Raw genomic sequence first — 12,553 nt, 5'->3', positions numbered from 1 at the left:
TATAGATAAACGCCGGCTTTTTGCTGGCTTTTTTATGTGTTTGGAAAGACGTGCAATATATATCAATTACCACAAATGAAACCTTGAACGCCTATTGCGCTCAATTGGCAAAAGCTGACGCGATTGCCGTTGATACTGAGTTTGTGCGCACCCGTACTTTGTATCCGAAACTCGGTTTGATTCAAATATACGATGGACAGCAAATCGCGCTTATTGACCCATTGGAAATCAGTGACTTTAGTGCACTTAAAGCGATTCTAACCGATGAAAATATCGTCAAAGTTTTGCACTCCTGTTCTGAAGATATTGAAACCTTTATCTGTGCATTGGACGTTGTGCCTAAACCTATTTTTGACAGCCAGTTCGCTGCGGCTATCGTCGGTATGGGTCCGTCATTAGGCTATGCAAAGTTAGTTGAAGTCATGCTGGATATCCAGGTAGATAAAGGTGAATCGCGCACCGATTGGCTAGCTAGGCCTTTGTCCCCTGAGCAGTGTCGCTATGCCGCCTATGACGTGTTGTACTTGTTCCAGCTTTATCCCACTTTACTGAATAAAACCCGCGCTCAAGGCCGACAAGCTTGGGTGTTTGCTGAAATGGAAAATTTATCACGTAAAAAACAAAGTCAAATTCCTTACGAATTGCTCTATTTGAATATCAAAAACAATTGGCACGTGACGGGTAAGTCTTTGTATGTATTACAGCAGCTCGCCGCGTGGCGAGCCAAAGAAGCGCAACAGCGCGATTTGGCACTGAATTTTGTTGTGCGGGAAACCAATTTAGTTGAAGTCGCGAAAAAACTGCCTACGAGTAAAAATGCCCTACATCAAATATCTGGCCTCACGCCGCAAGAAATTCGTATCAATGGGCAAGCAATGCTTGATATTGTTGCCGCAGCTGAGCAAGTAGATGCCGCGCAGTATCCCCAACCGGTAGAGCGGCTAGTGGATTTCTCACGCTTTAAAAAAGTCGCAGCAGCTGTGCGCCAAGTCTGTGTACAAACGGCAGAAAAACTCCACATACCTGTGGAACTTATTGGTTCGAAAAAACAAATCAACCAACTAATAAAGTGGTGCTGGTTTAAGGAAGATGACACGCGAGCACAAGGCTTGTTACCCGATTTGCTAGAAGGCTGGCGAGGGGAACATTTACGTGGGGCCTTAGAAAATGTCGATGGTTTGAATATGTTGGTGTCAATCAGAGCGGGGGAATCAAATGATGCTTAATTTATTGTGCGCGGTGTATAAAAGCACAAGGAAAGCAGATACTTATTTATATGTGCCTGGTCGTGATGATTTTTCTCGCGTTCCTGAACCATTGATGGAAATGTTTGGTACGCCTCATTTTATTATGATCATGCCTATCAAGAAAGATAGAACTTTGGGGCAGGTTGATATACAGACGTTGCGAGACGAATTGACAAAAAATGGTTTTTATCTACAGCTACCCCCTCCACAAGAAAATTTACTCAAGCAACATCTGGCTGCACAAACACCCAAGGAATAATGTCTTGGGTGGAAAACGCTTTTCCTATTTCTCCGACTTTCCATTTATTACTCTTTAAGGAGCGTATAATGTCTCGTTTGGCTTTTTACATTTTAATCATAACGTGTCTTTTACTGCTACCCGAACCGGCCAACGCACAAGCTGATAAAAGCCAAGAAGGGTTTGAACGCTATATTCAGAATTTCAAAGAAGAAGCTATCGCCAAAGGCTACGAACCATCATTTCTTGAGCGGGTCTTTACTGATGCCACTTTTCGCCAACGAGTGGTAACAGCGGATAAAAATCAGCCTGAACGAAAACTAACCTTAGATACTTACCTCGCAACGCGGGTACCTGACTGGAAAGTGCAGCAAGCCGTTGAGTTACTAAAGGAGCATGAAGATGTGCTACACCAAGTTGAGAACAAATTTGGTGTGCAGGCACGGTTTATTGTGGCGCTATGGGGGAATGAAAGTAACTTTGGCAAAATTACTGGCAAGTATCCTGTTATCTCATCACTGACGACTATGGCTTATGAGGGACGTCGTGAAACCATGTTTAAGAAGCAGCTTTACGCCGCATTAGATATTTTGCAACAAGGCCATATTAATCAGGAACAATTCTTAGGCTCTTGGGCTGGGGCCATGGGACAGAGTCAATTCATGCCGACATCTTTCTTACATTATGCCTATGATTTTGACGGTGATGGTAAGAAAGATATTTGGAATAACCCTGCTGATGTATTCGCGTCAATCGCCAATTTTTTAAAAACAGAAGGCTGGAGTGACAGCGCAACATGGGGGCGACAAGTAACCTTGAGCCCTGACTTTGATTTATCGTTAGCTGGGTTAGAAAAAGCTAAAATGCGCACGTTGCAACAGTGGCAAGACCTAGGTGTACGCAAATATGATGGCAGCGCCCTACCGGCTGTGAATGTGAAGGCCTCTCTCATTATGCCTGATGGTGAAAAAGGGCGTATCTATTTGGTTTACAATAATTTTCATACTCTGATGGGCTGGAATCGTTCTAGTTACTTCGGTGTATCTGTGGGATATTTGTCAGATCGCATCAAAAAGGGCAATTAAATGTATCAGCATCATGATGTCAATGGTCGGCCTATCGATCTACCCGTAGGCAAAGTGGTTTGTGTAGGGCGCAATTATCTTGAACATATTCAAGAGTTAAATAACGAAGTACCCGAACAGCCATTGTTATTTATAAAGCCCAGCACAGCTTTGTGTGACGTACAGCAGCCCATTTCCATTCCGAAGGATAAAGGCAGTTGCCATAACGAACTGGAAATCGCTATTTTGGTTGGCAAACAACTTACCGATTGCGATGAAGACACGGCTAAACGCAGTATCCAGGGGGTAGGTTTAGGGTTAGATCTTACGCTACGTGACGTTCAGGGGGCATTAAAAGCAAAAGGCCAGCCTTGGGAGCGAGCGAAAGGGTTTGACTTTAGTTGCCCCATTTCTCCTTTTGTTTCTATCGATAAGATTGATATTGAGGGAAATATTGAATTCAGTTTATCGGTCAATGATAACGTGAGGCAACAAGGCAATAGTGCAAATATGATGCACTGCATAACGTCTTTATTAGTGGATATCTCAAAAAGTTTTACCTTATTGCCAGGAGACATAGTGCTAACAGGTACACCTAAGGGGGTAGGACCACTCAAGGAAGGTGACGAATTGCGCTTAGTGTTAAAAGAGCATTTATTGATTAAGACTAAAGTTACTTGAAGCAAAATTCACCCTTGGCTAGCATTTAAACAGGCGATAAGCCAATGAACAAGAGTAGTAAACCATGGTTTTCACACAGCAACACCGATTGGATTTAGTCAATAGGTTGGTTATTTTTGAAGCTGTGGGTCATGTAGATCATGTTGATAAAATGGAAGTGGTCATCAAAAAAGCGATCAATTTGGCTCATATACATAATCTGAAAGGGATCTTACTCGATCTCACTGGGTTAAAAGTAACTTATGACAACGTCTTGATGATAGATGCGTTTGTTCGCATGCGAGACGAAGACTGGTTTGGTATACTCAGATTGGCTAGGCTTGTTCCTAATGCCGCTCATTCCCACACTCATGGTTTAATTGCCGAGATTACCCAAAAATTCAATCTGCCGATTAAAACATTTGATACGAAAAGTAAGGCAATTGCCTGGTTATTATACGATTATGAATGATAGATTTTGGCTCGATACGCCGCTAGAAAAAATGAACGAAGCACAATGGGAATCAATATGTGATGGTTGTGCTAAATGCTGTTTGCATAAATTTATCGATGATGATGAAGCTGAATCAGCCGCCCCAACAGCGCATATTCAAGCAGGTGAACAAATTCATTATACCAATATTGCCTGTGGTTTGTTGAACACGAAAACCTGCAACTGCACTCGTTACGAAGAACGCACTGTATTGGTGCCTGATTGCGTAAAATTGACCAAAGAGAATATTGATGACATATTTTTTATGCCGACCAGTTGCAGTTACCGGCGTTTGCACGAAGGTCGAGGTTTACCTTCATGGCACCCACTTTTAAACAAGGGCAAAAAAGCCAAGATGCACAAGGTAGGAATGTCAGTGCGCGGGAAAACGGTTTTCGATCATGATGTCGAATTAGAAGATTTCGAAGATTATATCGCCACATGGCCGATAGAGGACACAGATTAATAAGGATGTTTTATTACAAACGAGTGTTATCCTAAGGGCTCAAAGAGGTAGTAAAATGATTTTTACTCAACATCACAGATTAGACATAGTCAATAAACTGGTTATCTTCGAAGCGTCTGGTGACATTAGTCATGTGGACAAAATGGGTATTGTGATCCAAAAGGCACTTGCCTTAGCTATTGAGCACAAGCTAACGGGCGTTTTGCTCGATCTCACTGAGATAGGCATGAACTATGACCCAGTGCCCTTAGTCGAAGCGTTTGAAAAAATGAAGAAAGAGAATTGGCTAGCGTCAATCAAAATTGCACGTTTAATTGCTCCAGGGGAATATACCAACGAATTTATTGACCATATCTGCCATGAGCTTGAACTGCCTATTCGAACCTACGAATCCAAAAGTAAAGCGATCAGTTGGTTGTTGTACGATTTTGAAGGTGTGAACCCCGCGGTGAATGGTGAATAGTCTCCGCACTATCAGCAATTAGATTTGTGATAAGAATTGGTTAGCGGTATTTAGATACCCTTGTTTTTTACTTTCCACCATTTTATCCACTTGGCTGCACATCATTGCCCAGCGGTGATTTTTTTTAAGTTCGGTGTGGTTTTTTATTATCCAGCGCCAATATAAAGCGTCCCAAACCTCCGACCATGGCCCTTTTTTGTAGTGACTCATTTTTATAATGTAATTCGACCCGCAGAAATACGGTTTAGTCGTGATTTGTCCGCCGTCAGCGTGTTGACTCATAGCATACACATTGGGCACCATCACCCAATCGTAGCTATCCACAAACATATCCATAAACCAGCGATATATTTCGTTTGGTTCGAATTCACAAAGAAAAAAGAACCCTCCTAGTACCATCAACCGCTCAATGTGATGACAATAGCCTGTTTGTAAGATACGCCTTATGGTGTCGTCGATGGGGGCTATTTTGGTGTCGCCTCGATAAAACGACCCTGGTATTGCGCGATGATGCTGCCAATGATTAGCGGTACGCATTGATACCCCCAAATCATTGTAAGTCGCCCGCATGAACTCTCGCCATCCTATAATTTGCCGTACAAACCCTTCTACGCTAGCAAGCGGAACGTCATGCTCTTTAGCATAGTGTATGGCTTGGCTTATCACTTGTTTAGGTGTTAACAAACCAATGTTGAGCATGGGGGTAAGAATACTGTGATATAGCCAACTTTGGCCTTCTACTATGGCATCTTCAAAGGGACCAAATTGATCAAAGCGTTGCTCAAAAAAATTATCTAACCAATGCTGCGCGTCATGATGGGTAGCCGGGTATATTATTTTTTGCCCCTCTCCAGGGTGATGTGAAAACTCTTTTTGCAAGCGAGCGATCGCTGCTACATGATAGGGGGTCTTACTTGCTAATTCCATTGTTGGGATTTTATCGAGATCGCGCTTAGGAATTTTTTTACGGTTTTCATGATCGTAGCTCCAGCGCCCGCCGACAGGTTGGTCATTTTCAACGAGGATGTTCATACGTTTACGCTGAAATTGATAAAAGTCTGCCATGTACCAGCGGTTTTTATGTTCTCGATAAGCACTATTTTGGCGCTGGGAGTTTAAGAAGCCAGCTGTCTTGTACCAAGTGATCTGAAGGTTATTGCGATGGGCGTTGTCTTCAAGTCGTTTTTTTAACAGGTAATCGACTGGGTCTAACGTATGAATATGCGTGACGCCATGGTCGACAAGTAAAGTAAACAGTCGAGTTTGACTGGCGCTACCCTCTTGATATTTCAGGCTGAGGCAGCTCAGCCCTTTTGCGCGCAAATAATCTTCATAATACGCCATCGATGCTATATGTAATTGCAGTTTTTGTTGATGAAAGCACTGGGGATAAATGCTATCACCAAAAAATAGATCGTCTTCTACCAAGTAGACCTGCTTGCATTCATCGTTAATACAGGGATGCTCAGCAAATAATTGCTGAGGGAAAATAATCCAAGCTGAGTGCACAATAATGTCTCGTTTATAGGGCTTTTTTGACTTGTACGAGGGCGGGGCATTTTGGATCGATTGACGCCTTTAAGCGTGCACACTTACCTACGTTTTTTGCCTTTTTATTCCTATATCGAACTAAGCAAGATACTGGTTTCACTGTTAAGAACACCTGGAGTTGTGCGCACCCTTCTTAGTACTAGGTCAAATTCGGTGAGTGTGGTGGTTTGAATATTGGCGATTAAATCCCATGCGCCATTTGTGGTGTGCATATGGGTAAGTTCGGGGAGACCGCGTAGTTTTTGGATCACTTGTGAAGTGGATTTTCCCGCTACTTCAATCATCATAATTGCTTTAATCAGATTTTGCTCGACCTCGTGATGGGCGCGGATTGTGAACCCCAAAATCGCGCCAGAGCTGAGTAATCTATCTAATCGATTCTGCACGGTTCCACGAGATACCCCAAGGATTTGCGATAGTTTAGCCACTGGGGCACGCCCGTCTTTGCGTAAAATAGCAATTAAATTAATGTCTAGGTCATCAAGTATTTGGGTTTCTTTCATTATTGGTGCCTTTATTCATATCTACTATCAAAATGGTGTCTTAATTAGCATATTGTATTGTGTAGGGTGTCTATATGCACTATATCCCCACAATATTTGCAACTTTTTGGCATTTAACCTAGCTGGCTGACTAATTACACTGACGTCACCTTTATTTTGAGTGAGTCAGTTATGCAATCTTCTAAGCCAAATTCAGAACAAAACCCAGTACAAGCCGCGGTATCACAAGTGGCGTTTTTAAGCGTTCAAGACTTACTGGAGTTGGTCTCCCTAGTAGGAATGGAAACGTTTATATCAGGGTTGGCGAAAACGATTGAGGCCGATTTCAAACGTTGGTCTTTGTTTGATAAATCCCCTCGGTTTGCGGCACATTCACCCGACGGTGTGATTGAGTTAATGCCAACCAGTGACGGGCAAAACTTTAGCTTTAAATACGTTAATGGCCATCCTAAAAATACCCAAAAAGGCCTGCAAACCGTTACTGCTTTTGGTGTATTGGCTGACGTGGATTCTGGCTACCCCTTATTGTTATCTGAAATGACTGTGTTAACTGCGCTGCGCACAGGGGCTACTTCAGCACTAATGGCGACCTATTTAGCGCCTAAAAATAGCCAATGTATGGCGCTTATTGGAAATGGAGCACAATCTGAATTTCAGGCATTTTCATTTCGCACATTATTGGGCGTGAATACCTTGCGTCTTTATGACGTAGACAGTAACGCCAGCCAAAAATGCCGAGCTAATCTTTTACAACATGGTTTTGACGTGACGATATGTGTCAGTGCCAAAGAAGCGATTCAAGGGGCTGACATTATTACAACCTGCACTGCGGACAAACGCAATGCGACTATTTTAACTTCCGATATGGTCAATGATGGGGTGTATATCAATGCTATTGGTGGTGACTGCCCAGGTAAAACCGAGCTAGACAAGGATTTATTATTACGCGGCAAGGTATTTGTGGAGTTTGAAGAGCAAACGCGTATTGAAGGAGATATTCAGCAACTAAGCCCTGACTTTGGCGTTACAGAAATGTACAAAGTGATCAATCAACAAGTTGATGGACGCACGTCACCTTCGCAATTAACCATTTTTGATGGTGTCGGGTTTGCCATCGAAGATTTTTCTGCCCTGCGCTATGTGTATCAACTGATGTCACAGCACCTACCTGCCAAAGAACTTGAGTTGATTGCCACGCCCGATGATCCGCGAGATTTATTTAGCTTATTTGTTAGCAAGAATATCATGAGAAAAGCAGGCTAACCTGATGAGTAAACGCAATCCACAGGCACCGTCAGCCGTTATAATGATCCGCCCGCATTATTTCTATGCTAATCCGCAAACTGAAGGTGATAATGCATTTCAACGCCTCGCAAGTGATGAAGCAAAAATAGCGCAATTAACCAGTGATGTTAGTTTACGTAAACAAGCTTATGCGCAGGTTACACATGCCGCTGAGATCCTAAATTCACACGGCATTAGGGTTCATATTTTTGAAGATGAAACACAAGAGACGCCAGATTCCGTGTTTCCGAATAATTGGTTTTCAACGCACAGCGGTGGGCATATTGCGATTTACCCTATGTATGCGGAAAATCGGCGCAAAGAAAGGCGCAGCGATATCATTGATATGCTCAAACAAGAATACAGAGTACAAGACGTGATTGATTATTCGGGCCTTGAGCACGATAAGCTGTATTTAGAAGGGACGGGTGCCATGGTGCTCGATCATATCGAACGCGTTGCGTATGCGGTTCAATCGAATCGAACTAACCCATTGGCGTTAGAGCGTTTTTGTAGCCATTTTAATTACGAACCTATGTTATTTGATGCCACTGATGAGAATGGGGTGGCTGTGTATCACACGAATGTGTTGATGTGTATTGGTACTGATTTTGTCATGCTTGGTAGCGATATGATCGGTGACGAAAGTCGCCGCGAGGAAGTGATCGCACGCTTCAAAGAGTCAGGCCGAGATGTGATTGTACTTACATCTGAGCAAATTGCTGATTTTTGCGGTAATGCGCTCGAATTACAAAGTACCCACCATCGTTTGCTCGTGTTATCGCAACGCGCTTATGATGCGCTAACGAGTGCACAGCGAGATAGACTTGAAAAGAGTGTGACGCTCGTGCCACTAGACGTATCGGCCATTGAGACTGCGGGTGGTTCCATTCGTTGTATGTTGGCGGGGATACATTTAGCAGCGCGACCGATGCAGTAAACCATGAAAAAAGGGAGCGAAGGCTCCCTTTTTAAGATTGGCTTTTGTCTATCCTAAACACTGCGTTTCACTAAAAGTCGCGCGCCGAGCACGACAAACCAAATAGCGCTATAAATGGCAAAGACCACCATCATCCATTGGGGCATGCTCATCTGCAGAAACACCCAATCTATATCGCCGCAATCTCCTGTTGCAGCAAATAGGTTGGGTAACCATTCATGTAACGGCAACCAGCTAGGGAAATTAGGCACGATTTCACAAGTGGCAAAGAAAGGGTTGGACGCAGTTTGAAGGTCGTAATGCTCCCATGCAATCAATCCCCCCCAAATAGCCGACACGCCCCATACTGCATACGCAAATAAGCGCGTAAGTATGTTATTAGCGAGGAAAACAGGAACGCTGGCGAACATAATGCCGAAGACTGCTGTACGTTGGTAAATACACATAATACAAGGGCGCAAATCCATCGCATGTTGGGTATACAGGGCATAGGCCTCTAACACCAAGGTAGATAAAAATAATAGACCCCAAGCAAGGCGGGTCTCAGAAAGATTAGAAATAAAAGACATGGTTTTACTCGTTATGTAACTAAAACAAAAAAGCACCGCAATGTAAGCGGTGCTTTGTCAAATCAAGCCGTGTTAGTGTGCGGCGGGGTCAACACCTATTGTTGCGCTGTGATGCTCTATTAGGTGCATATCGTACAACCAATTGGTTAAATCGCCTAAACCAAAGTAAGTCACTGCTAAGCCAACTAAGGTTAGAACCACAGTATACGGCAGCGCCATGTATACCATAGTGCCATATGACAAGCGCAATAACGGTGCAATAGCAGAGGTTAGTAGAAATAAGAATGCGGCTTGTCCGTTTGGTGTAGCAACGCTTGGCAGATTGGTACCCGTGTTGATAGCGACGGCAAGCATATCAAATTCGTCGCGCGTTATGTGACCATGTTTGAGTGCTGCAGTCACTTCGGTAATGTATACCGAGCCAACGAATACGTTGTCACTGACCATAGAGAGAGCACCGTTGGCTAAATAGAACATCACAAGCTGTGATCGCCCCTCAAAGGTAAGTACCCAATCGATAACTGGAGTGAACAAGCCTTGATCAATAATAACGGCAACTACACCAAAGAAGACGCATAATAGGGCCGTGAATGGCAGAGCCTCTTCAAATGCTTTGCCGATGGAATGTTCATCAATAATGCCGTTCATTGAGGTTGCTAATACGATAATCGACAAGCCAATTAAACCCACGGCAGCAAAATGGCCTGCTAACCCGATAACTAGCCACACCCCTATGAACCCTTGGATCCATAATTTTGCACTATCTTGCTTAGTGCGGGTCGCTTCTTGCTTTTCACTGTAGGCGGTCAAAATATCACGCACCACTTTAGGCAACTGCGCGCCATAGCTAAACAGTTTGAACTTCTCTAATAAGAAGGTCGTAGCAATACCAGCAAAAAACACTGGGATGGTGACAGGCGACATACGCAGAAAGAACTCAACGAAATTCCATCCTGCTTTATCTGCAATGATTAAATTTTGAGGCTCACCTACCATGGTCATAACGCCGCCTAATGCGGTGCCGATTGCGGCGTGCATCATTAGGTTGCGTAAAAACGCCCTGAAGTCTTCTAAATCTTGGCGTTTCGGATGGTCAACGTGGTCATCACTGGTGTGGTCGTGATCCGAATGGAAATCTTTGCCTGAGGCGACTTTATGATAAATTGAATAAAAGCCCATGCCGACGGCAATAATAACGGCGACAACCGTTAAAGCATCTAAGAAGGCTGACAAGAAGGCTGATGCTGCGACAAAAGACATCGACAACGCTATTTTATTTTTCAGCTTTAGCAACAACTTAGTGAACATGAAGAGCAACATGTCTTTCATGAAGTAAATGCCCGCGACCATAAACACCAGCAGCAAAACAACTTCAATATTCACCACTATTTCATGTTTCATGTGTTCAGGGGAGGTCATACCGATAAACAATGCTTCGATTAACAGAAGTCCCCCCGGTTGCAATGGGTAACACTTTAATGCCATTGCAAGGGTAAAAATAAACTCTGCCACTAAAGCCCAGCCCGCTAGATACGGGTCGGCCATAAATAAAAGAGGGTTTATGACGAGGAATGCGAGAATAGCTTTTTTATACCAATCAGGGGCTTGTCCCAAGAAATTGCTATAAACTGCTCCGACTGTGGATTGTTGCATAGATTCAAACCTTTAAATTTTTCTAGCTTTTATAACTTCTTTTTAAATTCTGTAACGGAAAAATGCAAGGTAAATCGCATGCTTAGCTACATTTTACTTAAAATTAAGTGGTCAAAAGTTTATTCGATGAATGTGACAGCCAGACTATAACTTAACATCTTGTTAAAGATTCATTGTTCCCGAGAAAAATCATCTGGTACAATCAGTTAATAGCAAAAAATAATATTGATAACCTTGCGAGCAATGAAATGATTTATAAGGCACAGAGTCCAGCTGGATTTGCCGAAGAATATATAGTGGAATCTATATGGAGCGGACGATTTCCTCCCGGTACCATTCTTCCTGCAGAACGTGAACTATCAGAATTAATCGGGGTAACCCGAACCACCTTACGTGAAGTTTTACAGCGCTTGGCGCGAGATGGTTGGTTGACCATCCAACATGGTAAGCCTACTAAGGTCAATAATTTTTGGGAAACTTCAGGTCTCAATATTTTAGAGACGTTAGCACGATTGGATGAAGATGGTATTTCTGAACTGGTTGATCACTTATTAGCAGCCCGCACTAATTTAAGCGCGGTATTTATTCGAGGGGCTATTCGTAACAATCGCGAAAAGGCTATTGAAATACTGCAAAAGTACAGAGAGCCAGAAGTAGATGGCACAGCGTTCGCGGTTGAAGATTACCAATTGAATCATGATTTAGCATTTGCATCTGGGAATCCCGTGTACGTGTTAATGATGAATGGTTTTAAGGGGCTATACTCCCGTATCGGTGGCTACTACTTCTCAAGTGAGAAATCCAGAGCGCTAACCCATGATTATTATCAGCAATTACTTGAACTTGCGGAAAAAGGCGATTACGAGAGTGTTCCTTTAGTTATTCGTAAATATGGTATTGCCAGTGGTAAATTATGGCAGGAAATGCGCGATGATATGCCTAAAGGGCTAGTTGATTAATAATAGCGAATACGCGTTTTAATTAAAGTATCCTTACTGAAGCCACATTTGACATGTGGCTTTTTGCTGTGTTGTATCGTTTAACTAGGAAAAAATTACAAACTCAGGGTAAATATACCTAGTACACCGCTGAGCAAAAGGAGGGCTATAAAAGTCAGAGGTTGAGAGTTTTCTACCACAAAATACGGCTACAGAAATTAGCACCAAAGAACTAACTTTATGTTTTATATGCATTATTCTTGATTTGATAGTATGGTGTCTCAAATAAGTTACATATTTCTCCCATATCTTTATCTACTCAAATCCAAATACCTGTAAGTTAATCAATTTATTCTCCGTAAGATGATATCTGCGTTTTTGCTCACTTAATTTACCTCATTCTTTGCTATGGTCGTTAGTCTATGATGTGACCATTTTTATTACCCGTAAGGTGTCTGATTTATCTCTTCCTTTTCGTATTCTC

The 12,553-nt window shown here is 42.8% G+C and carries 14 protein-coding genes; 10 read left to right on the top strand and 4 right to left on the bottom strand.

Annotated features, from left to right (window positions below):
- Positions 1-50: 50 nt before the first annotated feature.
- The 7 genes from rnd (at position 51) to FX988_RS05690 (ending at position 4,631) form a co-directional block, all read left to right on the top strand.
- Positions 51-1,226 carry a ribonuclease D gene (gene rnd / locus FX988_RS05720; protein WP_160178731.1) on the top strand — a complete coding sequence of 392 codons (1,176 nt, stop codon included), beginning with the start codon at positions 51-53 and terminating at the stop codon, positions 1,224-1,226.
- Positions 1,219-1,506, top strand: coding sequence for a YcgL domain-containing protein (locus FX988_RS05715; RefSeq protein WP_160182109.1), 288 nt, complete (start codon positions 1,219-1,221; stop codon positions 1,504-1,506). The genes rnd and FX988_RS05715 overlap by 8 nt, the downstream gene beginning before the upstream one ends.
- Positions 1,507-1,574: 68 nt before the next feature.
- Entirely contained in the window at positions 1,575-2,570 is a 996-nt protein-coding gene (locus FX988_RS05710; protein ID WP_160178730.1) for a lytic transglycosylase domain-containing protein, read from the top strand.
- Positions 2,571-3,230 (top strand): fumarylacetoacetate hydrolase family protein, encoded by a 660-nt coding sequence (locus FX988_RS05705; protein ID WP_160178729.1) that lies wholly within the window; start codon positions 2,571-2,573, stop codon positions 3,228-3,230.
- A gap of 64 nt (positions 3,231-3,294) precedes the next feature.
- Positions 3,295-3,681 carry a hypothetical protein gene (locus FX988_RS05700; protein WP_160178728.1) on the top strand — a complete coding sequence of 129 codons (387 nt, stop codon included), beginning with the start codon at positions 3,295-3,297 and terminating at the stop codon, positions 3,679-3,681.
- Complete coding sequence (locus FX988_RS05695) at positions 3,674-4,168, top strand: YcgN family cysteine cluster protein (RefSeq protein ID WP_160178727.1); 495 nt, start codon at positions 3,674-3,676, stop codon at positions 4,166-4,168. The genes FX988_RS05700 and FX988_RS05695 overlap by 8 nt, the downstream gene beginning before the upstream one ends.
- A gap of 55 nt (positions 4,169-4,223) precedes the next feature.
- A complete protein-coding gene (locus tag FX988_RS05690) occupies positions 4,224-4,631 on the top strand; it encodes a hypothetical protein (RefSeq protein WP_160178726.1) in 408 nt (135 codons plus the stop codon).
- Positions 4,632-4,649: 18 nt separating this feature from the next.
- On the opposite strand, the gene FX988_RS05685 is transcribed toward FX988_RS05690, so the two are convergent.
- Together FX988_RS05685 and FX988_RS05680 are read right to left on the bottom strand one after the other, a co-directional pair.
- Positions 4,650-6,140 carry a cryptochrome/photolyase family protein gene (locus FX988_RS05685; protein WP_160178725.1) on the bottom strand — a complete coding sequence of 497 codons (1,491 nt, stop codon included), beginning with the start codon at positions 6,138-6,140 and terminating at the stop codon, positions 4,650-4,652.
- A gap of 110 nt (positions 6,141-6,250) precedes the next feature.
- The gene (locus tag FX988_RS05680) at positions 6,251-6,685 is read right to left on the bottom strand and encodes an Lrp/AsnC family transcriptional regulator (RefSeq protein ID WP_160178724.1); all 435 of its coding nucleotides are present in this window, start codon (positions 6,683-6,685) and stop codon (positions 6,251-6,253) included.
- Positions 6,686-6,856: 171 nt separating this feature from the next.
- Between FX988_RS05680 and FX988_RS05675 the strand changes: the two genes are divergently transcribed.
- Complete coding sequence (locus tag FX988_RS05675; protein WP_160178723.1) at positions 6,857-7,948, top strand: ornithine cyclodeaminase; 1,092 nt, start codon at positions 6,857-6,859, stop codon at positions 7,946-7,948.
- A gap of 4 nt (positions 7,949-7,952) precedes the next feature.
- Positions 7,953-8,909: a citrulline utilization hydrolase CtlX gene (gene ctlX / locus FX988_RS05670; RefSeq protein ID WP_160178722.1), complete on the top strand. Its 957-nt coding sequence runs from the start codon at positions 7,953-7,955 to the stop codon at positions 8,907-8,909.
- A 53-nt stretch (positions 8,910-8,962) separates the two neighbouring features.
- On the opposite strand, the gene dsbB is transcribed toward ctlX, so the two are convergent.
- Together dsbB and nhaB are read right to left on the bottom strand one after the other, a co-directional pair.
- The gene (dsbB, locus tag FX988_RS05665; protein WP_160178721.1) at positions 8,963-9,478 is read right to left on the bottom strand and encodes a disulfide bond formation protein DsbB; all 516 of its coding nucleotides are present in this window, start codon (positions 9,476-9,478) and stop codon (positions 8,963-8,965) included.
- Between the two features lie 72 nt (positions 9,479-9,550).
- The gene (gene nhaB, locus FX988_RS05660; protein WP_160178720.1) at positions 9,551-11,131 is read right to left on the bottom strand and encodes a sodium/proton antiporter NhaB; all 1,581 of its coding nucleotides are present in this window, start codon (positions 11,129-11,131) and stop codon (positions 9,551-9,553) included.
- A 248-nt stretch (positions 11,132-11,379) separates the two neighbouring features.
- Here nhaB and fadR point away from each other — a divergent pair, with 248 nt between their 5' ends.
- Positions 11,380-12,090: a fatty acid metabolism transcriptional regulator FadR gene (fadR, locus tag FX988_RS05655; protein ID WP_160178719.1), complete on the top strand. Its 711-nt coding sequence runs from the start codon at positions 11,380-11,382 to the stop codon at positions 12,088-12,090.
- Positions 12,091-12,553: the final 463 nt, after the last annotated feature.

The sequence above is a fragment of the Paraglaciecola mesophila genome, from assembly GCF_009906955.1.
Classification (GTDB): Bacteria; Pseudomonadota; Gammaproteobacteria; order Enterobacterales; family Alteromonadaceae; genus Paraglaciecola; species Paraglaciecola mesophila_A.
Note: the sequence above shows the minus strand (reverse complement) of the source record. Positions and strands in the feature narration are given on the sequence as shown.

What these genes read in the sequence shown, in the direction of transcription:
- FX988_RS05715 (WP_160182109.1), top strand. Translation starts at nt 1,219, where the DNA reads ATGCTTAATTTATTGTGCGCGGTGTATAAAAGCACAAGGAAAGCAGAT.
- FX988_RS05710 (WP_160178730.1), top strand. Translation starts at nt 1,575, where the DNA reads ATGTCTCGTTTGGCTTTTTACATTTTAATCATAACGTGTCTTTTACTG.
- FX988_RS05705 (WP_160178729.1), top strand. Translation starts at nt 2,571, where the DNA reads ATGTATCAGCATCATGATGTCAATGGTCGGCCTATCGATCTACCCGTA.
- FX988_RS05700 (WP_160178728.1), top strand. Translation starts at nt 3,295, where the DNA reads ATGGTTTTCACACAGCAACACCGATTGGATTTAGTCAATAGGTTGGTT.
- FX988_RS05695 (WP_160178727.1), top strand. Translation starts at nt 3,674, where the DNA reads ATGAATGATAGATTTTGGCTCGATACGCCGCTAGAAAAAATGAACGAA.
- FX988_RS05690 (WP_160178726.1), top strand. Translation starts at nt 4,224, where the DNA reads ATGATTTTTACTCAACATCACAGATTAGACATAGTCAATAAACTGGTT.
- FX988_RS05680 (WP_160178724.1), bottom strand. Translation starts at nt 6,685, where the DNA reads ATGAAAGAAACCCAAATACTTGATGACCTAGACATTAATTTAATTGCT.
- FX988_RS05675 (WP_160178723.1), top strand. Translation starts at nt 6,857, where the DNA reads ATGCAATCTTCTAAGCCAAATTCAGAACAAAACCCAGTACAAGCCGCG.
- ctlX (WP_160178722.1), top strand. Translation starts at nt 7,953, where the DNA reads ATGAGTAAACGCAATCCACAGGCACCGTCAGCCGTTATAATGATCCGC.
- dsbB (WP_160178721.1), bottom strand. Translation starts at nt 9,478, where the DNA reads ATGTCTTTTATTTCTAATCTTTCTGAGACCCGCCTTGCTTGGGGTCTA.
- nhaB (WP_160178720.1), bottom strand. Translation starts at nt 11,131, where the DNA reads ATGCAACAATCCACAGTCGGAGCAGTTTATAGCAATTTCTTGGGACAA.
- fadR (WP_160178719.1), top strand. Translation starts at nt 11,380, where the DNA reads ATGATTTATAAGGCACAGAGTCCAGCTGGATTTGCCGAAGAATATATA.